Here is a 26,225-nt window from a genome sequence, read left to right as displayed (position 1 = left end):
TAGAATGTAGGGGGATATTTATGATGCATGTCTTATTCAATGCCGATGATTTCGGATTAACCAAGGGCGTAACAGACGGAATTATAATGGCCCATCAAAATGGAGTTGTCACTTCAACAACCTTAATGATGAATGGGAAAGCAGTGAATTATGCTGTCGCACGTGCTAAAGAGAATGATACATTACATGTCGGCATTCATCTTGTCTTAACATGGGGGAAACCTTTAAGTTCCGTACCGGAATTGGTTTGTGAAAATAACCGGTTTAAATATTCAAGCAGGTATCGACACATGGAAGCGCCAAACTTGCAGGCAGTTGAGAAAGAATGGCGTGCACAAATTGAAGCTTTTTTAGCTACTGGTCTCTCTCTACACCATATCGATAGTCACCATCATGTACATGGATGGGAACCGCTACAACAGTTAATCATTTCACTGGCAAAAGAATACCAAGTGCCCGTACGTATAACAGATAACTTAGCTGCAGAACAAGATATTTTATTAACGGAACAAATTTGGTTAGACTTTTATGGGGATGAAGTTTCTGCTGACATTTTTACACGGCTGAAGCAGACAAATGCCAAAAGTATCGAAGTAATGACACACCCTGCCATTGTCGATAAGGAATTACGTCAGATTAGCAGCTATACAGATAAACGGAAGCAAGAGTTAGATATTCTTTGCTCCTTACACGTCCCCGATTGGGCTATCATTGAGTAAAGACATCTTCCATATAGGGGGGATTTCATGCAACAAGATGATGTATCTGTAGCGAAAGTATGTTTATTAGCTGGGAAAATCATGTTACAAAGCGGTGCTGAAACGTATCGCGTAGAAGATACCATGAACAGGATCGCCGCTTCTTATGGATTAAAAAAGGCTGAAAGTTATGCTACTCCAACTGGAATTCAATTTTCTACGGAAGGAGAAGCAACCTATTTCCGGAGGATTTCTAATCGTTCAACAGACTTACATAAGATCGCCGAAGTAAATCATATCTCTCGGCAAATTTCTGCACAAACGATTGAACCAAAGGAAGCTCTCCTGCACCTGAAAGGTATTCAGCATGCAAGTGAATCTTTTCCTTATTGGATACAAATGATTGCTGCTGCCTTCGTTAGTGGAAGCTTTACGATTATGTTTGGTGGAGCATGGCCAGATTTTTTACCCTCCTTCTTTGCAGGCGGTATTGGTTTTTTTGCAATGATTTGGTTTGAAAAAGTAGTTGAAATTCGGTTTATTGCTGAATTCTTTGCTTCCTTTATGATTGCAATAGCTTCAGGAATCGCCATTCACATTGGATTTGGTATACAGATGGATAAAATAATTATTGGTGCGGTCATGCCTCTTGTTCCTGGTCTGCATATTACCAATGCAGTTCGTGATTTGATGGCTGGACATTTGGTAGCTGGTGTTTCCAAAGGTGTAGAGGCAATTCTCACAGCATTTGCAATTGGTGCAGGTGTTGCTGTTGTATTTGCAATCATATAGATGTAGGAGCTGATATGTATGATTATCGCCCAACTAGTTACTAGTTTTATTGCGGCTAGCGGTTTTGGTGTCCTATTTAATGCACCACGTCAAGCCTTAACCCAATGCGGGATGGTTGGTATGTTTGGCTGGATTCTTTATTATATTTTAGTTGATCAAGGTATAGATGCTGTTCCAGCTACGATCTTTGGATCGATGCTTGTAGCAATACTTAGTCACCTATGCGCAAGACTATATAAGACACCAATTATTATTTTTAACGTATCTGGCATTATTCCTCTTGTACCCGGAGGGATTGCGTATGATGCTATGAGACATTTTGTTGAGAATGATTATTTTACAGCCGTACAACTTTCAACTAAGGTAATGCTGCTTGCCGGTGCGATTGCTATCGGACTCATGTTTTCAGAGGTTGCTAACCAGATCATTAAAAAAACTTGGGGTTGGCTCCGTCCGGAATAGTTGATTTTAGGATTTTTTCCTTATAAGATAGGTTGTATTATAATAACTTACATTTAGCTCATAAGCTAATTCGTAAATAGAAAATGGAGAGGGTATTCATGAGTACAGATAAACCAAATGCAATTATTGTTATCTTTGGAGCAACAGGAGACTTATCTAAGCGAAAATTATTCCCTTCCATTTACCGGCTATATAAAAATGGTAAGATTGGTGAGGAATTTGCAGTGGTGGGTCTTGCACGACGTCCATGGACAAATGATGTGTTTAGAGAAAATGTCCGTAATTCTATCGAGCAGTCATCCTCAAAAGAAGAGGATTTAGAAGATTTTTCTTCCCACTTTTATTATCATTCCTTTGACGTGACAGACACATCTTCGTATGATGATTTAAATAATCTGTTAGAGGACTTGGAAGGGCATTACCAAACAGATGGAAATAGAATCTTTTATCTTGCAATGGCGCCTGAATATTTTGGTTCAATTGCCAATCAATTAGAGGAAAATGGTCTGAAGAATGGAAAAGGTTGGACAAGACTTGTTATTGAAAAGCCATTCGGACATGATTTAGATTCCGCCAAGGAATTAAACAATCAAATTCGACATGCATTTGATGAAGATCAAATTTACCGAATTGATCATTACCTAGGCAAAGAAATGGTACAAAATATTGAAGTAATCCGTTTTGCTAATGGCATATTTGAACATCTTTGGAATAATCGATTCATCTCGAATATTCAAATCACATCTAGTGAGAAATTAGGAGTTGAAGAGCGAGCGCGTTACTATGATCATTCAGGGGCGACTAGAGATATGGTACAAAATCATATGTTGCAAATGGTTGCTTTATTAGCCATGGAGCCACCAATTAAATTGACGCCAGAAGAGATTCGATCAGAAAAAGTAAAAGTACTTCGTGCGCTTCGTCTTGTAGATCCAGAGAAAGTAAATGAATTTTTCGTTCGCGGTCAATATGGCAGCAGTAACTCTATCAAGGGATATCGTGAAGAAGCAACAGATCTTGCCAACTCAACTACCGAAACATTTGTTGCTGGTAAAGTAATGATTGATAACTATCGTTGGGCTGGAGTTCCCTTTTATATTCGAACAGGTAAAAAGATGAAGGAAAAGTCAACAAAAATTGTGGTTGAATTCAATGATATACCAATGAATTTATACTACAAAAATGAGACCGAAAAACACCCAAATCTGTTAATAATTAATATTCAACCTAATGAAGGAATTACCTTATACTTAAATGCTAAAAAAGCTGGAATTGGCTCTATTGCTGAACCGATCAAGCTTTCTTACACAAATAATGGCGTTGATGATATAAATACACCAGAAGCGTATGAGAAATTACTATATGATTGTATCATTGGTGATACAACCAATTTTACACATTGGGATGAAGTGGCGCATTCGTGGGAATTTGTAGATTCGCTACTAGATGCATGGGCAGCAGTAACACCAGACTTTCCTAACTACCCTGCAGGATCGATGGGACCTGAAGCTGCGGATGATTTATTAGAAAAGGATGGCTTTCATTGGTGGCCAATTACAGACTAGTTCATGTGAACAAGATACCTTACTACAACGTGAGGTACCTTGTTTTTTACATGCTAATCACCAGATTGATTATCAGGCATCATACCAGTAATGATTAGTACCACCGCTGTAATAAGATGCATAATCATACCAATCCCTGGAATCCATCCAATTAAAGAAGTTAGAATTCCAATTATACTTCCTGCTGTTGCTCCACCATCTCTTCTTGATAAGATCAACGTTATAATATGAAGTACGAGCATAACAAATAGTGGTCCCCATAAATTCGATATAATAAAAGCTCCACCAAGTATTGGAAAACCTAATAACGCTTCAAATATTCCCGTAATCCATTTCATAATTCGTGATATTGACATAGCCTTACCTCCAATCTTACTACCGATTACTATTCCCAAAATGCTTCGTTGTAAACGAATCTCTAAGAAAAATTAGCAGCTCTCATTTTAATTAATTATCAATTTTTTCATCAGTGGGCACTGCTTCAGCTAACTCGCCAAGCACGCTTACCCGATTAGAACATCACAACCCACGCTATTTGACACCAGAATCATGTCTATGACATTTGCTAAGAGTTACGGAAAAATCTGTCTATCCCTTTTGATAATCATATACTCATGTAAAACGGTCTTCTAGCATCAGTGCATGTTCCTTTTCTCGACAAAAGGAACTCCCTCCAAGTAACAGATTTAGTTTCCAGTCTACTTTGAAGGGAGTGTATCAAATAACCGTTCGGATTATTCTCTATCTAGATTATCTTTACTCTTTTTATCTCTTTTAGTAATCTTAGCTGTTAAATCATCAAATAAGGTGTATATTACTGGAATTAACAATAAGGTAAATAAGCTAGATACACCGAGACCAAAAATAATGGTAACTGCCATTGGCTGTTGTGTCTCAGCACCCTCACCAAGAGCTAGCGCCAATGGTACCATTGCCAATATGGTTGTCAAAGTCGTCATAAGAATTGGACGTAATCTACTTGGGCCAGCTTCCAAGATAGCATCATGACGATCCATTCCTTGTCTTCGCAGAATATTTATATAATCTACCAATACGATCGAATTATTAACCACAATACCGGCAAGCATAATAATCCCGATAAACGCAGGAATACTTAATGGTATACCTACAACATATAAGCCGATCAATACCCCAATAACTGTTGTTGGCATAGCAAACATGATAATTAATGGGAATAAGAAATTCTCAAATTGCACTGCCATTACCGCATATACTAAAAGAATCGAGAAGACTAATGCAATTGCCAAATCCGTAAAGGACTCGGTCATATCCTCGGTTTGACCGCCCATTTCATAACTATATCCTTCCGGTAAGTTCATATCTGCCAATGCAGCCTCTACATCCGATGAAACGCTGCCCAGATCTCGATCAACAATATCACTGGTTACATTCATCTGCGGTTGCTGATTTTCTCGAAGTAAACTTACAGGACCACTCATTTGTTTAAATTCAGCGACTTCATCTAACGATATGGTAGAGCCTTGCGGCGTTTGAATTTTCATATCATGTAAATCCTCAATCGAACTACGCTGGTCTTCTGGATACATCATCGTGACATCCATATCTTGACCATCTTCCTTGAACTGTGTAGCTACCTGTCCAGTAAACTGCATTTGAATTTGGCCAAGAATTTGTTCCTGATTAAGACCATAAGTTGCCGCTTCTTCCTGATCAACTACTATATTCATTTGCGGTACACCTTCAGAAGCTGAAGTTTCCGGATTGTAGACACCATCAACTTGCGAAATTTCGTCAACCACTTGGTTTGATAATTCACTTAGCACTTCATGCTCTGGCCCATTTAGTTGAATCTGAATTGGACTACCCGTATTCATTCCAGAATCCATCGAACTAACCGTGATTTCCGCACCCGGTATATCTTTCAGGGCCTCATCTATCTCCTGTACCACGTCTGAAGTTGTTTTAACTCTTTCACCAGAAGGCACTAATTGCATTGTGTAGACGGCTTGGTTTCCACTACTACCACCACTGGCGGCAGCCATGCCGCCTCCGCCACCAACACTGACATAATTCGTTTCGATTACAGACTCGAATGGTTCTAACTCTTGATTTACTTTTTCTACGATATCTTCTGTATGACTAAGAGAACTTCCTGGAGCTGTTTCGACTCGAACTTCCATTTGACCTTGATCGGCCGATGGAATCAACTCTGCACCAATAAATGGGGTTAATGCTAAACTTCCTACAATCGCTAAAATGGTGACAAATACGGTAGTCTTCCTATGTCCAAGCACCCACTTTAACACACTGCGGTAACGATCATTTAGCCAACTTAACAAACGGTCAAACCAATAGCGGCGGCCTCCATCTGTCATTGCTTTTTTCAAGAGCTTGGATGATAACATCGGAACAAGTGTCACTGCTACAACGAGCGATGTGATAAGTGAAAACGATACGGCTAGTGCAAGTGGGGTAAATAGATCGGAAGCTATCCCCTCTACATAGATAATTGGTAAGAAAACCACCAATGTAGTTGTAGTTGATGCAATAACCGCAGGGGCTAATTCACTTGCACCCTTGATTGCAGAATCTTTTAAACTGTAACCCCGTTGACGATAAGAATAAATATGCTCGAGAATTACAATCGAACTATCAACCATCATCCCTAACCCAAGGGCTAAGCCGCCTAATGTTAAAATATTCAACGTTTCCCCTGTAAAATACATTAATATGAACGTGGTAATAATTGCAATTGGAATGGATAAACCAATAACAATCGTCGCCCGTACACTCTTAAGGAAGAGTAATAAGATAAAGATGGATATGATACCACCAATTAATATGTTTTGTATGACAGAATCAATCGACATCTCAATAAAATCTGAAGTATCGATAATTACATCCAAATTAACATCTGATGGAAGATCTTGTTTAATTTCCTCAATGCCATCTTCAATATTCGTGGCAACTTCTACTGTATTGCTATCCGTCTTCTTCAACACGGATAAAACTACAGATGGCTTACCATTAACAAGTGTCATACCTGATTGTTCTTTGTAATCGTCTTTTACTTCAGCAAGATCTTCAACATGAACGGTTGCACCTGCTTCTGTTTGAACAATCGTTTGTTCAATATCTTCTAGCGATTCAAATTCACCAGTCACCCGCAGCTGTAGATCTTTATTCCCTTTATCAATGGAGCCAACAGAAGCAGACTGATTGGTGCTATTCAATGATTGTATAATCATTTGTGTAGTTACACCATACTGTTGTAATTTTGCTTCATCTAGTATTAGTTGGATTTCTCTTTCTTTTCCGCCTTCAACCGAAACGGAGCCTACTCCTTCTTGTCTTTCAAAGAATGGGACGACTTGCTCATCAGCTGTTTGCGTTAATGATGCTGCATCATCACCAGTTAAACCGACCCACATAACAGGCATTTGATCTGGATTAAATCGCATAATATTTGGATCTCCAGCCTGCTCAGGCAAAGCTGCTTTCACCTGATCCACACTTTCTCGAACATCTAATAACGCTTGATCTAAGTCCGTTCCATTACTAAACATCAGTACTACTAAAGATGCCCCAGATTGTGACTGGGATTGTACAGTTTCTATCCCTTCTACCGTACTAACTGCTGATTCGATTGGTCTACTAATTAAATTCTCAACTTCTTGTGGTGCTGCATCGTCATATGATGTTGCTACTACTGCTACAGGAAGATCCATCTTAGGGAAAAGATCAATTGTCAAGCTTCGTAAAGAAACGGCACCAAGAGCCAGTAGAGCGAGAACGATCATAATTACGCCAACAGGGCGTTTAACAGATGTTTTAATTATCTTCAACGTCTATTCTCCTTTCACAACATTTACCTGGCTGCCGTCAGATAATGATAACTGACCATTTATAACAATTTGATCGCCTGCTTTAACCTCACCCTCAATGGCTGTTTTATCAGACTGCGTTTCTTTTGGAGTAACTACCGTTCGAATAGCTTCATTATCTTTGATAACATAAACAAAAGACTCATTATTAGCTTCTTCAATTGCTTCTGTCGGTACAATGATGGCAGAATTTATTCTCTCTTCCGGAATATGCAGTTTTGCAGTTAGTCCTGCTATCAAATCCTCTTCATCATTATTAACTGTTGCTTCTATTGGATATAAACCTGTATCATCTGGCATGGTTCCAACTGACGACACTTCTGCTTTATATTGGTTCCCATCAATATCCACGTTTAGCTTATCCTCTCTCTCTACTAAACCACGAACATCCGAGGTAACGGTAAAGTTTAATTGAATTGTTTGTAAATCTGTAATAATCGCTAATGGCTCTTCAGTGGATGCAATTCCTCCCTCACTTACCGATAATTGAGCAATCTCTCCAGCTTTAGAAGCCCTAATATTCTGCTTTCCAGCAGGGGTTTGTATCGTTGCAATGACATCATCTTCTTCTACTTGATCACCATTTTGGACTTCTAATGAATCTATTTCACCAGGATTTTGTACCATTACTGGAGTTGAAGCAGAAGGGGCGGTTCTCCCATATATTGTCTTCTCAATAACAATATCGCCTTCCGTTGCTTCTTCTGTTTCTACAGGTATTACTTTTTCTTCCTGCTCCTGCTCGTCATCATCAGCTTGCTGATTGCATGCACCAAGCAAGGTGATCAATAAAATGGCGGCTATACTAATTCCAATCTTTTTCATCTGTGAAGCTCCTCTCGTTTATCAACGTTATTCAAGATAATAATTCCACATCAAATAAGTCAGCCAATTGTTCAGTCTCTTCTTTTAACTCAGGAAATTGATAAAAATGAGCAAGTAAACCTTGAACAACAACGGATTGATATTCATCCTGGTCTACTTCTTTTTGTAATGCGCTTATTACTTCATGAAGTTGTGCTTTTTTTATTTCATCTAGTTGGATTGCTTCTACATTCATTTTTAACAATTTAAGGGCTATCTGAATCTCATTCCGTTTTTGGTCCATTTCAGCAAAGGAATATGCATTTGGGACTTGGTCTAAACCGATTAGCGGCTCTTCCTTTCTATGTAGCATACCTTTGACTAAATCATCAATTCTCCGAACTAAAAATGCTCCTGCTTCACCACTATCTATTTGTATATCCTCTATCATTAGCCATTTAAAATATCCGCTAAGCAGTCCCTCCGCTTGAATAATGATGTCAATCAAAATAGCATCCATTTCATCCATTTCTTCTTGGTAAATTGCCTTTAAATTGCTCTTCATCCAATTAAAGTTTTCTACTTTTAAGTTATAAATTAACTTATCAATATTTTCTCCTAAGGATATATTCTCACGTATAAACATAAAAATGTAATCCTTATGGCAATAGATATAATCTATTGAAACAGCGAGTTGATTTGCAAAATTCTCTCTTGGTGTGTTACTGTCTTGTTGCATTTGCTTCATTTCTTCAGAAATACGTTGATGGAAGTTATGAATAGCGGTGGCAATAAACGCTTCTTTTGAAGAAAAATAGATATAAAATGATCCTTTGGATACACCAGCTTCATTAGCAATTTCTTGAATAGAAGTATTATAATAGCCTTTTTCAGCTATTAACTTCATCCCAATTTCAATTAATTTTTGTTTCTTATCATTCATGATTAACCCCTCTTTGTAGTACGGATATGCCAGACTATTTGTTTCATTAAACGAATGACTGACCGGTTAGTCACATCACGTTTTACTAAGTGTAACAATGAAACTGTTTTCATTACAAGCACGAAAATAAAATGACATGAAATCTTCATAAATTGCTTCTCATAAAAACAAGGCACTCCTGATAAATGAGCACCTTATGAATCACAACAGCTATCTCAAAATTCGTTTAGAAGGGTTACCTCTACTAAATAGAAAGGAACGGTTCATATGTACAATAATTTGACTTGTACGCTTATATTGCATATCAAATGTATTTAACGATGTATGCGCTAGTAAGTTACTCCCATCATTAAATTGGATTGATGTACATTGGTCATGACTTTGATAGGAATGAATATGATGATATGCAACCCACACACAGGATTTGTTCTTAGTTGAAGCTGTTGGAATCATATATACACCCATTTCGGGAATAACAGGTATCGGAAGCTTACTTGAAGTTTTTAATATATCTCGTACAGCTCCCTTCCTCCCCTCTAGTGTAGACCCGTATACTAAGCAGCTATTGTCAATGATTTGTTCTGGTTTATGTAATGACTTTCTTTCTCTATTCTCTTCTATTATGAGTGATCGGTAATAGGTTAATTCTTTAAGGATAATTGCTTTTGTTCTTGGTGAAATAATATAAACAGATGTAATACAGTTTGTCATTGTCCTCCTCCTTTTTACTAAATTTTGTAATTCTATTTTACTATGATGGCTTTCTTTTTTCATTATTTTTTCAGATTATTTAAAAATATTGGTTTTTAAGGTTTATCTATATAAAGATTCGGGAAACGACTTCTAAATCAAGATTTACTAGTCATGCATTTCCATTGACTAAATTTGCTCATTCAAGGAGGAGAAATTATGGCAGAACAGAATCAAAATACCAATCAACAGAAAGAACTTCGTCTTCAGCACCTTATTACAGGGTCTTTAATCGGGGCAATTGTTGGAGCAATTACATCTTTATTATTTGCACCCAAAACCGGTAGAGAACTACGTGCTGATTTATCCAAACAAATGGTGAACACAAAGGATAATACAGTTGATATCACGAAAAGATTTGGCACTACAGCAAAGGATAAACTAACAAATATGAAAGAATCTGCTATTGAAAAATCAAGTAAACACAGCATGAAACAGAACGATACTTCAACAGAAGGAATAAATGAAACCAGTGCTTCTACATCTGAACCAACTGAAACAATTGAATCGGATAAGCAAACTGTCAAAGCTAAGTAAATATAAAATACCTAATTTATGTTCAGCTACTACTTATGGAGTTTAAAAGATGGATGTAACGTACATTCAACAAAAAGCAAACCTTCCTCTGTAAAAAAGGAAGGTTTGCTTTCTAATATAAGTATCCAATTATAGTCGATACTAAAACTTATTGGTTACCTTGACCACCATTATTATTTTCTTCTTGCATGTTGTTATCCTTATTTTCTTCCATACCATTATCTTCGTTTGTTTCGTCCTCTAGCGCTGGATCTTCTTCATTCATGCCACCATTGTCATCAGCTGGGTTCTCATTGTTTTCTTGTTCTTCTTGCATTGGAGCATCTTCCTCAGCTGGATCTTGTTGATCATCGGTTCCACAAGCAGCTATTAAAGACAACGCTAAAATGGGGGAACCAAATTTCACGAATAGTTTTTTCTTCATGTGCAAAACCTCCTTTTGAATTCGTTTTCGGTCTTAGCATAACCAAAACAAAAGAAGTCATACACATTTTTTCAATTATTTCCTATAAGTGAAAGATAAAGCAACTATATTATTTTATGGCAAACATAATTTCAGCTTCACAAGCAATTTCTCCATCAACTTTTGCAACAGCTTTGCCTTTGCCAATAGGCCCCTTTAACCTTAATATCTCAACTTCCATTTGTAACTGATCCCCAGGTTTCACTTGTTTTTTAAAGCGACAGTTGTCTACACCGGCTAGAAATCCAATTTTACCTTGATTTTCTTCTAATCCAAGCATGGCAATTGCCCCAACTTGAGCCAAGGCTTCTAAAATTAAAACTCCTGGCATCACTGCATAGCCTGGGAAATGTCCTTGGAAAAATGGTTCGTTTGCAGTAACATTTTTTATACCAGTCACTCGCTTCCCTGTTTCCATTTCCGTTACTCGATCTACCAATAAAAATGGATAACGATGTGGGATTGTTTCTTTAATTTGTTCAATATCCATGAATTACTCTCCTTTTATTATGCTACTATAATTAATATACCATTTGGACGTCATTTACTCATTTAATACATATATAATAACTCGCACCTTTATGCGCAACAAAGCTGAAAAAAGCATCTAGTCTAACGACCGGATGCTTTTTTACTTATTCTGTTTTTATAACGATATCAATTATATGCTGCCATGTTTCTTTTTTTAGTGCATCAACAGGAGCACCGTCACCTATTACACCATAACCAATCATTAGCCCAATAACTAATGCGATTAAACAAAGAAGAAGCACAACAATGATACGTAACCATATTGGGAATACTCGCAACCGGGGAAGCTTATTGTTATTCTTCTGCTTTCGCTTTTGCTCGCTTCTTGACCCTTCAGCTAAGCGCTCCGCTTTCTTTCTAAATGAAAAGCGTTTCTTCGGAGGCACTGCTTGTTTTTCTTCGATTGTTTGATCCTCTTGATTCATAGACATTGTTTTACCCCTTAATTCTTTAAAACTTGAAAAGAAGTTCTATCATTCTGATCACATATATACCGTTATGATCGTAATTGATTAACTAAACCGGACATTTGATCACTCATTGAAATTGTTCGCGAATTAAATTGATAAGCACGCTGCGTTCTTAAGAGATCAGACATTTCTTTTGAAATGTCAATATTCGAAGCCTCTAATGCCCCACTTTTAATCATCTGCTCTTCTGGATTCACCTGTTGGATTATTTCATTCGTATCAATTCCTAGATCAGCTATATTCGGTAATTGAAACATATTATTTCCATCAGACTCTAAAAGTCTAGGACGTACTGCCTCGATCACCGCTAATTGTTCAACGACCTCTGTCTGATTACCTCTTGTAATTTGAATCTGTCCATTAGATTGAATGGCGATATTATCAAACCCTTGTTCAAAAATAATTGGTCCATTTTCCCCTAATATTGGATTTCCATTGCTATTTGTAAGCATAACTTCTTGATTGTTATTTATTGGGCTTAAATAAAACGAGCCATCTCTTGTATATCGTGTTTGGGCTATTCCGTTCTCGATAACTTGAACCTGATAGAATAAATTCCCTTGAAGTAATGCTGTATCTAAAGCACGTTCCGTTTCTTTAATATTTCCTAAGCTTAAGTTAACATTTGTAGAACCTAGTTTAGCTCCTGCACCAATCCTAATTCCTTCTGGTGTTAATCTTGCCTGTGGATTAGCTGGTTCCGTCAAATTATTTATCTGTTGAAATAATAAAGAAGAAAATTCAGTTTGTCTCGCCTTATAACCTGTTGTTTGGCTATTTGCTAAATTGTTTCCAATCGTATCTAGTTGATTCTGTAACTGATTCATTGTAACAGCAGCCTGTATCATTGTTCTAGACATAAACTTCCCTCCCTAAACCAAACGACCAATTTCGCTTACTGCTTTACCCATGCTTTCGTCATACGCTTTTAATACACGCTGATTTGTTTCAAACATCCGATAAGATTCCATCATTTGTGTCATTGATTGCAACGAATCTACATTTGAACGTTCTAGGAACCCTTGTTTAATGGAAAACGTGACATCTGCTGGCATTTCATCAACTTCACCTGCAAATAAGTTATTCCCTTCTTTTACCATATTATTTGCGTCTGGTGTATAAGCAATATTCAATGCAGCGGTCTGCTCGGGTGTTCGTAACATTCCGTTTGCAGTAACGGTAAATTCCATTCCATTCGTTTGAATAGGTTGTCCTTCTTGATCTAAAACATAGTAACCTTGGTTTGTTACTAGATAACCTTGGCCATCTACAGTAAAGTTCCCATTTCTCGTATATCGAACTTCCCCGGCTTCATTTTGCACAGTAAAAAAAAGATTTGCCGACTGATTTGGTAATTCTCCATTAACCAATGCTAAATCAGTGGTACTACCTGTTTCTCTTATATCACCTTGTCTAAAGTTCGGAATTGTTTCCTGAACATAGACACCTGTGTTTAATGCACCGATCGATTGATGGATTGGAAATTGCATCGATGAATTAACTGAGATTTGATTCCCTTTTCCACCAATGCGATTCATTAACATTTCCGGAAATGCATGCAATGTTGTTTGATCTGCTTTATAACCTGGTGTGTTTGCATTGGAAATATTATTTGAAAAAGCTTCCTGTTGGCGTTGTTGGGCAATCATTCCACTAGCTGCCGTATAAAAGCCTCTTAACAAAATATTCCCTCCCGCTATCCATATTTAATGTATAGTTACACTACTTTTTTTCGTTCTACCTTATCAATATTCTCTAACATAATCCCTGTACCTTTAGCCACACAATTCATAGGTTCTTCTGCAATAAAGACTGGTACTTTCAACTCTTCAGCAAGTAGTTCGTCTATTCCATGTATTAATGCTCCACCACCCGTTAAAATAACTCCACGATCAATAATATCAGCAGACAATTCTGGTGGTGTACGTTCAAGTACAGACTTAGCAGCTTGTACAATAAGGGATACAGATTCACGTAATGCCTCTTCTATTTCAACTGAATTAACAGCAATCGTTCGAGGAAGACCAGAAACCATATCTCTACCGCGGATTTCCATTTCCTCTTTACGTCCATCCTTGAAAACTGTTGCTACATTAATCTTAATTTCTTCTGCTGTTCGTTCGCCGATTAACAGTTTATATTTTTTCTTTATGTATTGAAGTATCTCGATATCAAACTTGTCACCAGCCATTTTAATGGATTCAGAGGTAACAATATCCCCCATCGATAACACGGCAACATCTGTTGTTCCCCCGCCAATATCTACGACCATATTACCGCTTGGCTGGAATATTTCCATTCCTGCGCCGATAGCAGCTACTTTAGGCTCTTCTTCTAAATAAACTTTTTTACCGCCAGATTTTTCAGCTGCTTCTTTAATTGCTTTTTGCTCTACTTTCGTAATATTAGTAGGACAGCAAATAAGGATTCTTGGCTTTGAAAGAAAGCCCTTTACATTTATTTTATTTATAAAATGCTTTAGCATAGCCTCTGTCACATCGAAATCCGCAATTACTCCATCCTTTAGTGGGCGGATTGCTTCAATGTTTCCTGGTGTACGCCCAACCATCTTTCTAGCGGCCTCTCCAACTTCCAATACTTTACCAGTTTGTCGGTCCATAGCCACTACAGAAGGTTCGTTTAAAACAATACCTTTTCCTTTTACATGAATCAATACATTGGCTGTACCAAGATCAATTCCAATATCCCTAGAAAACATGGGTTTAGATCCTCCTAATTAAATTACTGATACTTTTTTTCCATACTGCTACTAATATAATATTTTACCACAAAAGTCTACAATTAACTGCAATTTAAATAAATTTTGTCTAGGAATTTAGACTTACATCAGTTTTTAGACTTCTAAACATACCAAAACCCAGCAGATAAATCACTGGGTTTTTGAATAAATGTAATATAACATACTTTTATCCTACTGGTTTAACTTCTTCTTCCTGCTCTGGTTCAATTCTATACTTTTTTCTAGTTGCTTCTCCCCCACGAAGATGACGAATAGCCTTGTGATGTTCTAATATTTTTTTAACCCGATTCGCTAGTTCTGGGTTAATCTCTGGCAATCGTTCTGTCAAGTCTTTGTGGACTGTGCTTTTGGAAACACCAAACTCTTTTGCTATCACTCGGACAGTTTTCTTCGTCTCCACGACATAATTTCCTATCCTGATAGTCCTCTCTTTGATGTAATCGTGCACACCGTTCGCCTCCCTGAGTTGTATATTTCCGAGGTGGTAAGTGAGACAAGGTGTTTGTAATAATAGGCCTGCATATCTGCTGAAAATTCGATAATCAAAGACGATGCTATATAACTTGCGATAGTTCACACCTGCATGCTTCCGTCAATAATTTTACTAAATATTCTGTCATTTATATTCATACCATTAAATTAGTGGGATGTAATTAGGTCTAAAGCTACACAAGTTCTCACCTCAGACATTTCAGTTTAAGTTGGTTTGTATAAGTTTATTAGCAAACGTTTGGGATTATGATTAAAAAAGCATCTTTATCAAGAAGGACAGGTTAATTTTACAAACAAAGGTGGATGTTTCAAATGAAATAGGAGGTTTTGTGGCAATAAAAAACGAAGAAATCATTATAATTTATAAAAAACGATTCAACTTTTCCTTCTTGCATTCATTTTACTTGTTTCTAATTCCTACTAGTAAATCGTTGACCTTGTTCATAGTATGGTATTTTTTATTTAGTATACCAAACGTGACTCTTAATCGATCCATCCTAGATCAGGATCAGCAGATTGAATACTAACTCCACCATCAATCCATCCTAAATCCGGATCAGCTGTCAGATTACCAGGAATAAAAGAAATCACCATCACTAAAGTAACCACACCAAGTAAAGATTTTAACTTTTTCATTTTATTACCTCCTAATAATTGGTAAGGTAAGAAAAAGTTGAATCGTTAATCCCTATTTAATTGTAAAAGACCAATGCTTAAATCCTACTTACTCCTTTTTATTTCATTGTTTTTAATACACTAAGTGGTAACCTACTGAAGAAGAAATCACTTCGCTTTTCAATAAATTCATTATAAGACTGCAGCAATATTTGCTTGTCATATTTTGCCTTCCCCATATAATACAGTTTAAAAGGGCTATCTAATTTTATTTTACTTAATATAGAAATGGCCTTTGCATTATTGCCTTTAGCTATTTCCATATGAGCTAATTCACTCGCATCCGTTGTTGTTATGTGTTCAAACTGATCAAGTTTCCTAAAGTGAGAAGTTAGAAAAGGTATATTATTATTATTAACACTGTGAATTATATTTTGGAGGCCATGATATTCTGCAATAGAAATTGCTTCATTTAAGTGATACATTCCTTGTAAATACGTATCAAATATATAACTAAGTCCCAATTTAATATGGACACCGGCTTTTGTGTTTGGATTTTGTGATAAATTGAGGACTCTGTAAGCACACTTTCTTGCCATAATTAGCTCATTTCGTAATAAATAATAAATCATCAAGAACTGATTAAGTCTGATATTAAAAAAGGCGATTAAAAAGCGATCATCAATTCGTTCAAAGAGCCGTTGTTGAATATCTAAAAAATTACCGATTTTATCATATTGTTGTAAATCATAATATAAGGTGACTTTGACAAACTCTATTAAACATTTTGTTTCGGGGTCATCTGCAGTCATACGCTTTACTTTCTGCAGTAATTCGTGAGGAGAGTATCGAGTTGTATTGCGATCAATCATTATTTGATAGATTGAGGCCCATTGTCTGTTTGAAGTATACGTAGATTTCTTGTTTTTCTCTACCAACTGTTGCAGTTCTTCAAAAAAGCCATTCATATATAAGAATTCCATGCCTTTTTTCTGAATATCTCTGGATGAGGATTGTAAACAATATTTCCTAATTAATTGCATAACTGTTTCGTTATCATGGTCACGCGACAAGAATTCTTTAAGCTGCTCCAAAGATAAAGTCAATTCATCTTCACCAGCTATAAACGTAGTAGGTAAGGACATGAATCAAAACTCCTTTCCAACAAGAAAACCAAGGAAAAAATATTAGTTATTTCGTCAAGCTTCAACATAATATTTTATTTATCTTTATATTAACACATTTTCCACAAATAAAAAGAGGGAATCGTTCGACAAATTCTGCAAACCATAAAAAACCCCTAACCTCTAAGTTAGGGGACATGCATGATATTTAGATTATGCACTTTTAGATGTTTCTGTTGATGCACCTGATTCCGTTTCACTTTGATCTGGATTCTCTGTTTCAGTTTGGTCATCAGTATCATCCGATTCAGACTCACCGTTTTCTTCATCTGCTTTTGGTTTTTCTTCAGAGCTATCTTCATCTTCTTGCTTCGCATCTTCTTCATTTGTTGAAGACTCTTCCGCTTCTTCACTCGTTTCTGATTCCTCAGCAGCTTCTTCTGTCACACTGTTCAGGCTGCTAACTGGCTGATTAAAGTATTCTTCAGGATTTACTTCTTTACCAGCTTTACGCAGTTCGAAGTGCACGTGAGTTCCATTATCTTTTCCAAATACATTTTTCCCAGCTGAACCAAGTTTATCTCCTTGTTTAACGTCAGCTCCTGCCTTAACACTAACATCATTAAGGCTGGCGTAATATGTCTTTACATCATCACCATGTGTTAGAACAACAACGTTACCAAGTAATGGATCTTCTTTAACTTCACTAATTGTTCCACTTATTGCTGCTACAACATCAAATGATTCGTCATTTGCTGAAGCAATATCTACCCCAGTACTTTGGTAATACTTGTTGTTGTAGAGAACTAAAGCTTGTTCTTGATCTTCTTGTTCTGCATTGTAATCATAAAATTTAGTTACGATTTCTGCTTCTTCTTGGTTTGTTACAGGCATTTGAATCATCTCTTGCTGGTCTAATACTGGTTCAGCATCTTCACCATGTTGTGCAGGAGTATATTCATTTGCCTCATCCTGTGCATCTGGTACTTGATTATCCATATTTTGATACCAAACGACGACAGATAACAATACAGCGGCGATTGTTAGATAGACAGCTGGAAAAAACCACTTCTTACGAAAAATTCGGGTCCACTTATTTTTTGAAGCCCCTTTGTTTTCCTCATTCATTAGATCATCACCTCAACAACCATTCTGATCAGAAAAAGGGATTTATATACATCTTTAAAAAAATATTTTGTAAATTTATGCATTTTTTCTTAAAAGTTGGGGAAAGTAAAGGGTTTTTCAATCTTTTATGGACAAAGAAAGACCCTCGCCTATTTGGAGACGAGAGTTGGAGCTGTTTCATTCACTGTACTTATTTTTACATCTTTATAATAATAATTCACGATATCTTTATAGTTTTTCCCTTCCTTAGCCATGCCGTTAGCACCATATTGACTCATTCCAATTCCGTGTCCAAAACCCTTTGTTGTAAAAATAAAGTGATCATTTTTTTGTTCAATTGTAAAGTCACTTGACCGCAATTCTAGCTTTTCCCGAACATCTCTTCCAGAGAAAGTCTTTCCATCTATTTGCAATTTGCCAACTCGTTTACTATCCGTTCTTGTTAGCTCAATGGGCAACGGCGTTTGATTAGGTAAATCAATTTCCAGCGCTGCTTCCAATTGACCAAACGTAAATGTCTTCTGATCTAAAAATTTTGGTGAGTTTTCATCCCACGGGCTTTCTACACTGCGTAGATAAGGAAGTTCATTTTCCCAATAATCCTCTGAATTTTCTGTGTATCCATTGCTTGTTGAAAAAAACGCGGGAGTTATTGGGGATTCCTTATACGTTAATATTTCTCCTTCCGTTTCTGCCACTGCTTCTTTTATCTTATTGATTTTCCAATCATAGTCGCTTCCCCACTGTTTTCTAAGTTGATAATTGTCTTTATAAACTTGGTGTTGAACCGTATCTGTTACATCTGACTTCTCCGTTGATTCCCCGTGCAGCTTATGATTAACAATGTAGGTTCTAGCAGCAAGTGATTGCGCTTTTAATGCTTCTTTTTCAAAATCAGCAGGCATTTCTGATGCTACTACTCCTACAACATATTCTTCTAAAGGTATACCCTCCACTTCATCAGACGCTGTTCTCATAACAGAGACAGAAAATGGGGATGACCCTAATTCAACTGATGATGCTGCTTCTTCATTTTCTATGGCGCCCGTACTTTGTTGTTCTTGATTATCTTTGCCGAAGGGAACAACAATTAACGTCGGAATAACAAGAATAATCGTTAACAGACTAGAGAGCAATATGACGGTTGGTAATCTCCATTTGGAAGGCGACTTTGGCTTTTTATTTAAATAGTACGGTTTTTTTGACTTGAAAATGGCGAGCGTATCATTTCGCGTTAATCGCTCTGTTGAATGCTGTTTCTTAAGAGATGACTGCTGCTTTGATTTAATTTTTTTCATTAGATTGGAATTGCGTTTCTTCCAAGCTTTGGCTCCATGTTTTTGCTGGAATTGCGTTTTTTTCATTACCTTCCCCCTTCCATTTCATTTAATCTAGCTTCCCTACTATTAAATTTATACAGTAACTGGAAACAATAGAACTGAAAAATAAAAAACTTGGGAAACCCCAAGTTACAATAATAACTAGTTAATAGATTATTTTAGTTTTGTTGCAAGTCCCCTCGCTTGTTCCGTATTTACTATTGTCTCATCATATAAATGACAAGCGACATAATGATCTTGTTCAATTTCTTGCCAGGTCGGTTTTTTTAATGCACAGACTTCCATTGCCATCGGGCAACGAGTACGAAAAACACAACCACTTGGAGGATGAATTGGACTCGGTAATTCTCCTTTTAGGATAATTCGTTCTCTTGTTTCTTCGATATCCGGATCAGGAATCGGAATAGCCGAAAGTAAAGCTTTTGTATAAGGATGAAGTGGATTATCATATAATTCTTCACTATTAGTGAGCTCGACTAAATTCCCTAGATACATAACTCCTATACGATCAGAAATTAGCTTAACCATGGATAAATCATGAGCAATAAATAAAAAAGTCAATCCTTTATCCATTTGCAAATCCTTTAATAAGTTCACCACTTGTGCTTGAACGGATACATCTAATGCTGAAATTGGCTCATCAGCAATAATAAAGTCTGGATTCAAAGCTAGTGCTCTGGCAATCCCTATACGCTGACGCTGTCCGCCACTAAATTCATGCGGGTAACGATTCGCATGATCTCGATTAAGGCCTACTTCTTCTAATAACTGATATACCCGATCAAGTTTCTCCTGTTTATTTTTATAAACCCCATGTACTTCCATGGGTTCTGAAATGACCTCTTTAATAGTCGACCTTGGATTTAAGGATGCATATGGGTCTTGGAAAATCATTTGCATGCGTCGATACATTTGGAATTTTTCTTTTGTCGTTAATGAATGAATATTATTGCCGTCGTACAAAACCTCTCCATCTGTTTTATCATATAATCCTAGTATGGTACGTCCGATTGTAGACTTTCCACAGCCTGACTCTCCAACTAAGCCAAATGTCTCTCCTTTATTAATACTAAATGAAACATCGTTAACAGCTAGAAGTACTTGGCCACCTCCAACAGTAAAATACTTCTTAAGTTGGTTGACCTCCAAAATTTTTTCGCCCATCTGAATTCACCTCATTTGTTAGCCAGTAGCGTCTTGCAGCACATAGCTCTTTCTCATAAACGGTATGCTTTAATTCAATTATTTCTACCCCTTTTCCAGTTTGTGGGGAATGAATCATTTTACCATCTCCATAATAAATGCCAACATGATGTAGCTTCCCCTTTCCTTCCTCATAGGCGAAGAACAGCAAATCTCCTGGCTGTAGATGGTTATAAGCCACCACTTTTCCAGATTTAGCTTGATCGCCAGCATCCCGTGCAATTTGATAACCATTTGCTTTATGAGCAGCATAAGCCAGCCCTGAACAATCATAACCAAAAGAACTCATTCCACCCCAAAAATAAGCTAAACCCACAAAATCTTCTACGGCTTTTACAATTGATCTACCAGTACCTTGTTTACATCCCTCTGAAATGTTGTTCAACTCAACATCTTCTCTCGCTATATACTGTAAACCATGCGGTGTCTGAATCTTTACAAGTTTATCCATTATGGAAATAACTGGTAGAATGCTTAAATAACTTAACTTTATCGTAGGTTTTCCATTTTCGTTTGTTAACCATGCCTTATCCTTTATAACCATTGCTTGGATAGGATAATTATTCGTTGAATAACCTACTTCGGCCAATTGGTAAATAGGAATCCAGCCTGGATATCCCCGTTCATCTTTATAAGATGGCTGCGAAGGGATAATAACCTTTGCCCAATCTCCTTCTTTGTTAATAAGCTCGACCAATTCACCATAAAGAACTTGCGTTTGCACCAGATTTTTATTACATAATTCTAATTTTGAATGGTAATCCAATAATTCTACCCACTGATCAATATCTGTTGGGGCTGTTAACCCTGGTGAATCTATCTTCCTAGCAGAATCTGGTGTTGTCCACACTGTTGCTACCTGCACAGCAGTTACCCAGTTAGTAACTTTTTGATCAAACATTTGTTTCGTCATGTTATACACCCCTAGCTATGCTCACTTTAGTTCAAACTAAACGGAGGAACAAGAAACGTATTCTTTAGCGTTGTTCCGTTCGATGGAGCCGCTCCCATATGCATCTTTACAAGTCTATTGCACACCAGGTTTAGCGATAAGTTTTTTATTTCCTGTTGACAAATAACCTTCTACACCTAATGGTATTGCTAGATTAGGCAGGCAATGCCCCATTTTAAATCCCGCAATAACCGGTTTATTGAGATTAGAAAAATAGCTTTGAAATACTGCATTCATAGATAGAGAGGGAGTTACCTTTGCTTTTGCATCAGCAAAGTCTCCTAGCATAAAACCAGCAGCACTGCTCAACTTCCCAGCCAGCTTTAATTGATTAAGCATACTATCAACCCTATATGGCTCTTCTCCTATATCTTCAAGTAAAATTAGCCGATTCGTTGTATCAATTTCAAAAGGTGTTCCTAACGAGCTTACTAATAACGATAAATTCCCCCCAACAATCATCCCGGTAGCCTCGCCTTCTGCGAATACATGTAAGGGGCCAAATTGTTCTGAATATGTATAAGTAATTGGTCGAAAAAGCTGTTCAAACATGCTTGCAGAAACATGATCAAAATTATCTTTCGCAATATCAGATGCCAGCATTGGACCGTGGAATGTGATTAGTCCTGTCTGTTGGCGAATAGCAGTATGCAGATACGTAATGTCACTATAACCCCAGTAAACCTTAGGATTACGCTTTATACATGTATAGTCTAGATATGAAGCTATTCGTGCAGTCCCATACCCCCCCCTAGCGAAAATGATTGCTTTTATCTCTGGATTTATAATCATATGATGTAAATCTTCGGTCCTTTCCTTATCCGTACCGGCTAAATATCCATTTACTTTTTCAATGTTTTTCCCTAACTGCACATTTAAGCCCATTTTTTCAAAAAAAGAAACAGCTTGATGTAAACATTCCTGATCTGGTGGTCCTGCAGGTGCTACCACACCAATTCTATCTCCTGTTTGCAATCTTGGCGGATGAATCATCTTATTCTCCTCCCCTTCAAGACGTGTGCATGGTGTAAAAAAGGAGGGCCCATTTACAAACGTAGATGAGCCTTCTCTTTGCCTATCCATTTACTGTTTATCTGTATGTTTCAACTCAAGGTAACCAACCGGATGCCGCACAAGGTTGGTAATACCTTCTTGCAATATCTCAACTTGATTGTAATAGCGAACCGGAAATGCTGGCATTTCTTCTGCTAACAGCTTCTCGGCTTCATACATGTATTCCCAACGCTTTTCTTCATCTGCTTCTGCTTTTATTTTGGTAATTAATTCATCATATGACTCATTAGACCAACCAGTACGGTTCATATAGGAGCCTGTAATAAAGCTTTCTAAAAAATTAACAGGATCTGCGTAATCATATAAGAATGAACTACGGGATAACTGATGCTCCAATGCTTTTTGATCTTCTTGGAAGACGTTCCATTCTGTGTTTTCTAACGTAACCTCTACTCCAAGATTTTCACTAAACATGCCTTGTAAAGCTTCGGCTACTGCCTTATTTACATCATCCGTATTATATGACAATGTAATTGCTGGCAGCTCATCGTACCCCTCTTCTTTCATCCCTTCTTCTAATAATTGCTTCGCTTTCTCTGGATTGAATTCTACTAATTCATCATTAACATCACGGAAATCCTCCCCAGATGGATTCTCAAACCCTGGTGATACAAATCCATATGCAGGTTCTACCTTATTCTTAACCACAAACTCAGCAATATTTTGACGATTCACTGCCAATGCAAACGCTTGACGGATTTTTTTATTTTGGAATGGCTCTTCTGTTACATTAAACCGATAGAAGTCTAAACCGCCTTGATCAACAATTTGTACATTCTCTCCATCAATGAGTTGATCTGACATCTCCGCTGGAATTTCAGTAGCGTCTAGATCTCCCCGTTCAAACATTTGATATTCTGTGTTAATTTCGTTCACCATTGCCCACTCTACACCATCTAATGGCACATTTTCTGCATCCCAGTATTCTTCATTTTTAGCAAATACCATCTCACTATCATGTTCCCATGACTCTAATTTGAATGGCCCATTGGCTACAAATGACGATGCTTCGGCATGCCATTCTGGATTTTCTTCGGCAACTTTATGATTAACTGGAAAGAAGGCTGGATTTGTTACAACATGTAAAAAATACCCAGTAGGACTTTCTAATTCTACCTTAAATGTTTTCTCATCAACTGCTGTTAATCCCAAATCCTCTACTGATCCTTCTCCATTATTAAAGGCTTCTCCACCTTTAATAAAGTAACCTAAGAACGCTGCCGACGAGCCGGTTTCTGGATCAAGCAACCTTTTCCACGCATAAACAAAGTCTTCTGCAACAACTGGATCTCCATTTGACCAATTTGCATTCTCTCTTAAATGAAAAGTATAGGTTTTTCCATCTTCGGATACCTCCCATTCTTCTGCCATCGCAGGCTGTGGTTGATGACTGCTATCTAATCGTGTCAGTCCTTCCAATAAATTATTCAATGGATTCCAAGATACAGAATCAAACCCAATTGCTGGATCAAACGAAGTTGGTTCCTGTTGATTATTCAATTTTAATATTTTCTCTTCTCCTCCAGCTTCCTCTGTTGTATCCCCTTCTGCATTACTCTCGGGCTGTTCTTCGCCAGCATTTTCATTGGCCGTACAAGCAGCCAAAACGAAAATGATAAAGCTAACCGCAATGAATAGAAGCCATTTTTTCTTCATACCTTTTCCTCCCCCTTTTATGTTATTGCTTTATGGCTGATGCAGCCAATAACTGCTTCGCCCGTTCATCCTGTAACCAGCAGTCTACCTTATGGGTATCGCTTTGTTCAGTAGTAACGGGATAAACTTTATCACACACCTCCATCGCGAATGGACATCGTGCAGTAAATGGACAACCCTTTGGAGGTGAGAATAAATCAGGTGGTGTTCCATCAATAGGTACTAACTTTTCTCCTGTTACATCTAATCGTGGAACAGATTTTAATAATCCCTTCGTATAGGGATGCTGTGGATCATAAAAAATCTCACGTTTCGTTCCAACTTCAATAATCTTTCCTGCATACATTACCGCAATTCGATCTGCTATCTTAGCCACTACACCTAGATCATGGGTAATAAGTATAATGGATACTCCTGTTGCTTCTTGTATTTCATCAAATAACTCAAGGATCTGTGCCTGTATCGTCACATCTAAAGCGGTGGTTGGTTCATCCGCAATAAGTAATTCCGGTTCACAGATTAAAGCCATTGCAATGACAATGCGCTGCCGCATTCCTCCACTGAATTGATGAGGATATTGTTTCAGTCTCTCCGTAGGATTTGGAATACCAACTAAATGCATCATTTCTAACGCCTTTGACTTTGCTTGATCGCTGGTAATACGATGATGTTGACGTACACCTTCCATAAGCTGCGTACCGATGGTCAATGTTGGATTAAGTGCCGTCATAGGATCTTGGAATATCATTGAAATGTCAACGCCTCGAATGGATCGCATTGTTTTCTCCGGTAATGCTGTAAGATCTTTATCCTTAAATACAATGGTACCGTTTGTAATTTTTCCTGGAGGATCAGGAATCAGGCGCATAATCGCATTCGATGTTACACTTTTTCCGCATCCGGATTCACCAACAATAGCCAACGTCTCTCCTTTATTTAAATGAAAATCCACGCCACGTACAGCTTTAATCGTACCCCCATAAGTAGAAAAGGTAACATGCAGGTTCTTAACTTCTAGTATTGTATCCATGTATACACCTACTTTCTAAGCTTCGGATCAAGTGCATCCTGAAGCCCATCACCTAAGACATTAAAAGCAAACATCGTGAACGAGATAAAAAACGCCGGGAAAAATAAGGTCCACCAATTGCCGGATAAAATAGCACCTAATGCATCATTTGCCATTACACCCCAACTTGCAAAAGGCGCTTGTATACCTAAACCAAGAAAGCTTAGAAATGCTTCCGCAAAAATCGCACTAGGTACTGTTAAAGTCATTTGGACAATGATTGGACCCATTGTATTCGGCAATAAATTCTTACGGATAATACGTGATGTAGTCGTGCCAAATGACTTTGAAGCCAGAATAAACTCGAAGTTTTTAATTTGTAATACTTGGCCTCGAACAATGCGAGCCATTCCAACCCATCCCGTAACAGTCAATGCAATAACAATCGTACTTAAACTGGGGCCTAGCACAACTAATAATAAGATAACTACTAGTAAGTAGGGAAGACCATAAAGTATTTCAATGATCCGCATCATCATATTATCGGTGCGTCCACCTTTATAACCAGAGATTCCACCATATATAATACCAATAGTAAAATCTATTAACGCGGCCATCAGGCCAACAAATAGCGAAATACGGGCACCATACCACGTTCTTGTAAATACATCGCGACCAGCACTATCCGTTCCAAACCAATGGTCTGCTGATGGAGGTTGGTATTGGTTTGGTAAGTCTTGTCTATTTACATCATACGGTGAAAAAATTGGTCCAAAGACAGCAAAAATTACAAGTAATATTAGAAATACCAGCCCCGCCATTGCAAGTTTGTTTTTCACTAATCTTCTCCATGCATCTTTCCAATAGGACAAAGACGGCCTTGATACTGCTTCCGATGCTGTCCTATCTTGCTCCTTCCATGTAAACCATTCATCAGGAACTTCACTAGGGGGAAGAGATGAATTGGGAGTCTTATTCGCTAGCTTCATA

Annotated in this window: 27 protein-coding genes; 5 read left to right on the top strand and 22 right to left on the bottom strand. The window is 37.5% G+C overall.

Annotated elements, in window-relative coordinates; translation table 11 throughout:
- The first annotated feature begins 20 nt into the window (after positions 1 to 20).
- The 4 genes from chbG to zwf all read left to right on the top strand — a co-directional run bounded on the left by chbG (position 21) and on the right by zwf (position 3,517).
- On the top strand, positions 21 to 719 hold the full coding sequence (gene chbG, locus BN990_RS02935; protein WP_306465011.1) for a chitin disaccharide deacetylase: 699 nt from the start codon (positions 21 to 23) through the stop codon (positions 717 to 719).
- Between the two features lie 27 nt (positions 720 to 746).
- Entirely contained in the window at positions 747 to 1,490 is a 744-nt protein-coding gene (locus BN990_RS02930; protein WP_038242234.1) for a threonine/serine exporter family protein, read from the top strand.
- Positions 1,491 to 1,508: 18 nt separating this feature from the next.
- Positions 1,509 to 1,952, top strand: a complete 444-nt coding sequence (locus tag BN990_RS02925; RefSeq protein ID WP_038242231.1) for a threonine/serine exporter family protein — start codon at positions 1,509 to 1,511, stop codon at positions 1,950 to 1,952.
- Positions 1,953 to 2,050: 98 nt separating this feature from the next.
- Complete coding sequence (zwf, locus tag BN990_RS02920; RefSeq protein WP_021289789.1) at positions 2,051 to 3,517, top strand: glucose-6-phosphate dehydrogenase; 1,467 nt, start codon at positions 2,051 to 2,053, stop codon at positions 3,515 to 3,517.
- 53 nt (positions 3,518 to 3,570) lie between these two features.
- On the opposite strand, the gene BN990_RS02915 is transcribed toward zwf, so the two are convergent.
- From BN990_RS02915 to BN990_RS02895, 5 genes are all read right to left on the bottom strand, one after another.
- Positions 3,571 to 3,873: a hypothetical protein gene (locus BN990_RS02915; RefSeq protein ID WP_021289790.1), complete on the bottom strand. Its 303-nt coding sequence runs from the start codon at positions 3,871 to 3,873 to the stop codon at positions 3,571 to 3,573.
- A 378-nt stretch (positions 3,874 to 4,251) separates the two neighbouring features.
- Positions 4,252 to 7,344, bottom strand: a complete 3,093-nt coding sequence (locus tag BN990_RS02910; RefSeq protein ID WP_038242229.1) for an efflux RND transporter permease subunit — start codon at positions 7,342 to 7,344, stop codon at positions 4,252 to 4,254.
- Between the two features lie 3 nt (positions 7,345 to 7,347).
- Complete coding sequence (locus BN990_RS02905) at positions 7,348 to 8,208, bottom strand: efflux RND transporter periplasmic adaptor subunit (RefSeq protein ID WP_038242226.1); 861 nt, start codon at positions 8,206 to 8,208, stop codon at positions 7,348 to 7,350.
- A 31-nt stretch (positions 8,209 to 8,239) separates the two neighbouring features.
- Positions 8,240 to 9,130, bottom strand: a complete 891-nt coding sequence (locus BN990_RS02900; RefSeq protein ID WP_021289793.1) for a TetR/AcrR family transcriptional regulator — start codon at positions 9,128 to 9,130, stop codon at positions 8,240 to 8,242.
- Between the two features lie 210 nt (positions 9,131 to 9,340).
- Positions 9,341 to 9,841: a competence protein ComK gene (locus tag BN990_RS02895; RefSeq protein WP_021289794.1), complete on the bottom strand. Its 501-nt coding sequence runs from the start codon at positions 9,839 to 9,841 to the stop codon at positions 9,341 to 9,343.
- A 198-nt stretch (positions 9,842 to 10,039) separates the two neighbouring features.
- On the opposite strand from BN990_RS02895, the gene BN990_RS02890 reads away from it, so the two are divergent.
- A complete protein-coding gene (locus tag BN990_RS02890; protein ID WP_038242223.1) occupies positions 10,040 to 10,417 on the top strand; it encodes a YtxH domain-containing protein in 378 nt (125 codons plus the stop codon).
- 148 nt (positions 10,418 to 10,565) lie between these two features.
- On the opposite strand, the gene BN990_RS02885 is transcribed toward BN990_RS02890, so the two are convergent.
- From BN990_RS02885 to BN990_RS02810, 17 genes are all read right to left on the bottom strand, one after another.
- Complete coding sequence (locus BN990_RS02885) at positions 10,566 to 10,841, bottom strand: hypothetical protein (RefSeq protein ID WP_021289796.1); 276 nt, start codon at positions 10,839 to 10,841, stop codon at positions 10,566 to 10,568.
- A gap of 109 nt (positions 10,842 to 10,950) precedes the next feature.
- Positions 10,951 to 11,370 (bottom strand): 3-hydroxyacyl-ACP dehydratase FabZ, encoded by a 420-nt coding sequence (gene fabZ, locus BN990_RS02880; RefSeq protein ID WP_021289797.1) that lies wholly within the window; start codon positions 11,368 to 11,370, stop codon positions 10,951 to 10,953.
- 145 nt (positions 11,371 to 11,515) lie between these two features.
- Positions 11,516 to 11,842: a DNA-directed RNA polymerase subunit beta gene (locus BN990_RS02875; RefSeq protein WP_021289798.1), complete on the bottom strand. Its 327-nt coding sequence runs from the start codon at positions 11,840 to 11,842 to the stop codon at positions 11,516 to 11,518.
- Positions 11,843 to 11,907: 65 nt separating this feature from the next.
- Positions 11,908 to 12,741, bottom strand: coding sequence for a flagellar hook-basal body protein (locus BN990_RS02870; protein ID WP_021289799.1), 834 nt, complete (start codon positions 12,739 to 12,741; stop codon positions 11,908 to 11,910).
- A 12-nt stretch (positions 12,742 to 12,753) separates the two neighbouring features.
- Entirely contained in the window at positions 12,754 to 13,563 is an 810-nt protein-coding gene (locus tag BN990_RS02865) for a flagellar hook-basal body protein (protein WP_021289800.1), read from the bottom strand.
- Positions 13,564 to 13,598: 35 nt separating this feature from the next.
- On the bottom strand, positions 13,599 to 14,600 hold the full coding sequence (mreB, locus tag BN990_RS02860) for a rod shape-determining protein (protein ID WP_021289801.1): 1,002 nt from the start codon (positions 14,598 to 14,600) through the stop codon (positions 13,599 to 13,601).
- Between the two features lie 208 nt (positions 14,601 to 14,808).
- Positions 14,809 to 15,090, bottom strand: a complete 282-nt coding sequence (spoIIID, locus tag BN990_RS02855) for a sporulation transcriptional regulator SpoIIID (protein WP_021289802.1) — start codon at positions 15,088 to 15,090, stop codon at positions 14,809 to 14,811.
- A gap of 527 nt (positions 15,091 to 15,617) precedes the next feature.
- A complete protein-coding gene (locus BN990_RS22465) occupies positions 15,618 to 15,770 on the bottom strand; it encodes a hypothetical protein (RefSeq protein WP_021289803.1) in 153 nt (50 codons plus the stop codon).
- Positions 15,771 to 15,868: 98 nt separating this feature from the next.
- A complete protein-coding gene (locus BN990_RS02850) occupies positions 15,869 to 16,894 on the bottom strand; it encodes an AimR family lysis-lysogeny pheromone receptor (protein WP_021289804.1) in 1,026 nt (341 codons plus the stop codon).
- A gap of 192 nt (positions 16,895 to 17,086) precedes the next feature.
- On the bottom strand, positions 17,087 to 18,001 hold the full coding sequence (locus BN990_RS02845; RefSeq protein WP_021289805.1) for a M23 family metallopeptidase: 915 nt from the start codon (positions 17,999 to 18,001) through the stop codon (positions 17,087 to 17,089).
- A gap of 149 nt (positions 18,002 to 18,150) precedes the next feature.
- On the bottom strand, positions 18,151 to 19,365 hold the full coding sequence (gene spoIID, locus BN990_RS02840) for a stage II sporulation protein D (RefSeq protein ID WP_021289806.1): 1,215 nt from the start codon (positions 19,363 to 19,365) through the stop codon (positions 18,151 to 18,153).
- Between the two features lie 129 nt (positions 19,366 to 19,494).
- Positions 19,495 to 20,505 (bottom strand): ABC transporter ATP-binding protein, encoded by a 1,011-nt coding sequence (locus BN990_RS02835; RefSeq protein ID WP_038242207.1) that lies wholly within the window; start codon positions 20,503 to 20,505, stop codon positions 19,495 to 19,497.
- The gene (locus BN990_RS02830) at positions 20,471 to 21,457 is read right to left on the bottom strand and encodes a C40 family peptidase (protein ID WP_081856098.1); all 987 of its coding nucleotides are present in this window, start codon (positions 21,455 to 21,457) and stop codon (positions 20,471 to 20,473) included. The genes BN990_RS02835 and BN990_RS02830 overlap by 35 nt, the downstream gene beginning before the upstream one ends.
- A gap of 114 nt (positions 21,458 to 21,571) precedes the next feature.
- Positions 21,572 to 22,489, bottom strand: coding sequence for a S66 peptidase family protein (locus tag BN990_RS02825; protein WP_038242205.1), 918 nt, complete (start codon positions 22,487 to 22,489; stop codon positions 21,572 to 21,574).
- A 90-nt stretch (positions 22,490 to 22,579) separates the two neighbouring features.
- On the bottom strand, positions 22,580 to 24,226 hold the full coding sequence (locus BN990_RS02820; protein WP_038242202.1) for a peptide ABC transporter substrate-binding protein: 1,647 nt from the start codon (positions 24,224 to 24,226) through the stop codon (positions 22,580 to 22,582).
- 22 nt (positions 24,227 to 24,248) lie between these two features.
- Positions 24,249 to 25,256 (bottom strand): ABC transporter ATP-binding protein, encoded by a 1,008-nt coding sequence (locus tag BN990_RS02815; protein WP_021289811.1) that lies wholly within the window; start codon positions 25,254 to 25,256, stop codon positions 24,249 to 24,251.
- Between the two features lie 8 nt (positions 25,257 to 25,264).
- Entirely contained in the window at positions 25,265 to 26,224 is a 960-nt protein-coding gene (locus BN990_RS02810) for an ABC transporter permease (protein ID WP_021289812.1), read from the bottom strand.
- Position 26,225: the final 1 nt, after the last annotated feature.

The sequence above is a fragment of the Virgibacillus salexigens genome (genome assembly GCF_000723585.1).
GTDB classification, from domain to species: Bacteria; Bacillota; Bacilli; order Bacillales; family Amphibacillaceae; genus Virgibacillus; species Virgibacillus salexigens.
Note: the sequence above shows the minus strand (reverse complement) of the source record. Positions and strands in the feature narration are given on the sequence as shown.

Bases quoted from the DNA above. Each gene is read 5' to 3' on its own strand.
- chbG (WP_306465011.1), top strand. From the start codon at position 21: ATGATGCATGTCTTATTCAATGCCGATGATTTCGGATTAACCAAGGGC.
- BN990_RS02930 (WP_038242234.1), top strand. From the start codon at position 747: ATGCAACAAGATGATGTATCTGTAGCGAAAGTATGTTTATTAGCTGGG.
- BN990_RS02925 (WP_038242231.1), top strand. From the start codon at position 1,509: ATGATTATCGCCCAACTAGTTACTAGTTTTATTGCGGCTAGCGGTTTT.
- zwf (WP_021289789.1), top strand. From the start codon at position 2,051: ATGAGTACAGATAAACCAAATGCAATTATTGTTATCTTTGGAGCAACA.
- BN990_RS02915 (WP_021289790.1), bottom strand. From the start codon at position 3,873: ATGTCAATATCACGAATTATGAAATGGATTACGGGAATATTTGAAGCG.
- BN990_RS02905 (WP_038242226.1), bottom strand. From the start codon at position 8,208: ATGAAAAAGATTGGAATTAGTATAGCCGCCATTTTATTGATCACCTTG.
- BN990_RS02900 (WP_021289793.1), bottom strand. From the start codon at position 9,130: ATGAATGATAAGAAACAAAAATTAATTGAAATTGGGATGAAGTTAATA.
- BN990_RS02895 (WP_021289794.1), bottom strand. From the start codon at position 9,841: ATGACAAACTGTATTACATCTGTTTATATTATTTCACCAAGAACAAAA.
- BN990_RS02890 (WP_038242223.1), top strand. From the start codon at position 10,040: ATGGCAGAACAGAATCAAAATACCAATCAACAGAAAGAACTTCGTCTT.
- BN990_RS02885 (WP_021289796.1), bottom strand. From the start codon at position 10,841: ATGAAGAAAAAACTATTCGTGAAATTTGGTTCCCCCATTTTAGCGTTG.
- fabZ (WP_021289797.1), bottom strand. From the start codon at position 11,370: ATGGATATTGAACAAATTAAAGAAACAATCCCACATCGTTATCCATTT.
- BN990_RS02875 (WP_021289798.1), bottom strand. From the start codon at position 11,842: ATGTCTATGAATCAAGAGGATCAAACAATCGAAGAAAAACAAGCAGTG.
- BN990_RS02870 (WP_021289799.1), bottom strand. From the start codon at position 12,741: ATGTCTAGAACAATGATACAGGCTGCTGTTACAATGAATCAGTTACAG.
- mreB (WP_021289801.1), bottom strand. From the start codon at position 14,600: ATGTTTTCTAGGGATATTGGAATTGATCTTGGTACAGCCAATGTATTG.
- BN990_RS22465 (WP_021289803.1), bottom strand. From the start codon at position 15,770: ATGAAAAAGTTAAAATCTTTACTTGGTGTGGTTACTTTAGTGATGGTG.
- BN990_RS02850 (WP_021289804.1), bottom strand. From the start codon at position 16,894: ATGTCCTTACCTACTACGTTTATAGCTGGTGAAGATGAATTGACTTTA.
- BN990_RS02845 (WP_021289805.1), bottom strand. From the start codon at position 18,001: ATGAATGAGGAAAACAAAGGGGCTTCAAAAAATAAGTGGACCCGAATT.
- spoIID (WP_021289806.1), bottom strand. From the start codon at position 19,365: ATGAAAAAAACGCAATTCCAGCAAAAACATGGAGCCAAAGCTTGGAAG.
- BN990_RS02835 (WP_038242207.1), bottom strand. From the start codon at position 20,505: ATGGGCGAAAAAATTTTGGAGGTCAACCAACTTAAGAAGTATTTTACT.
- BN990_RS02830 (WP_081856098.1), bottom strand. From the start codon at position 21,457: ATGACGAAACAAATGTTTGATCAAAAAGTTACTAACTGGGTAACTGCT.
- BN990_RS02825 (WP_038242205.1), bottom strand. From the start codon at position 22,489: ATGATTCATCCGCCAAGATTGCAAACAGGAGATAGAATTGGTGTGGTA.
- BN990_RS02820 (WP_038242202.1), bottom strand. From the start codon at position 24,226: ATGAAGAAAAAATGGCTTCTATTCATTGCGGTTAGCTTTATCATTTTC.
- BN990_RS02815 (WP_021289811.1), bottom strand. From the start codon at position 25,256: ATGGATACAATACTAGAAGTTAAGAACCTGCATGTTACCTTTTCTACT.
- BN990_RS02810 (WP_021289812.1), bottom strand. From the start codon at position 26,224: ATGAAGCTAGCGAATAAGACTCCCAATTCATCTCTTCCCCCTAGTGAA.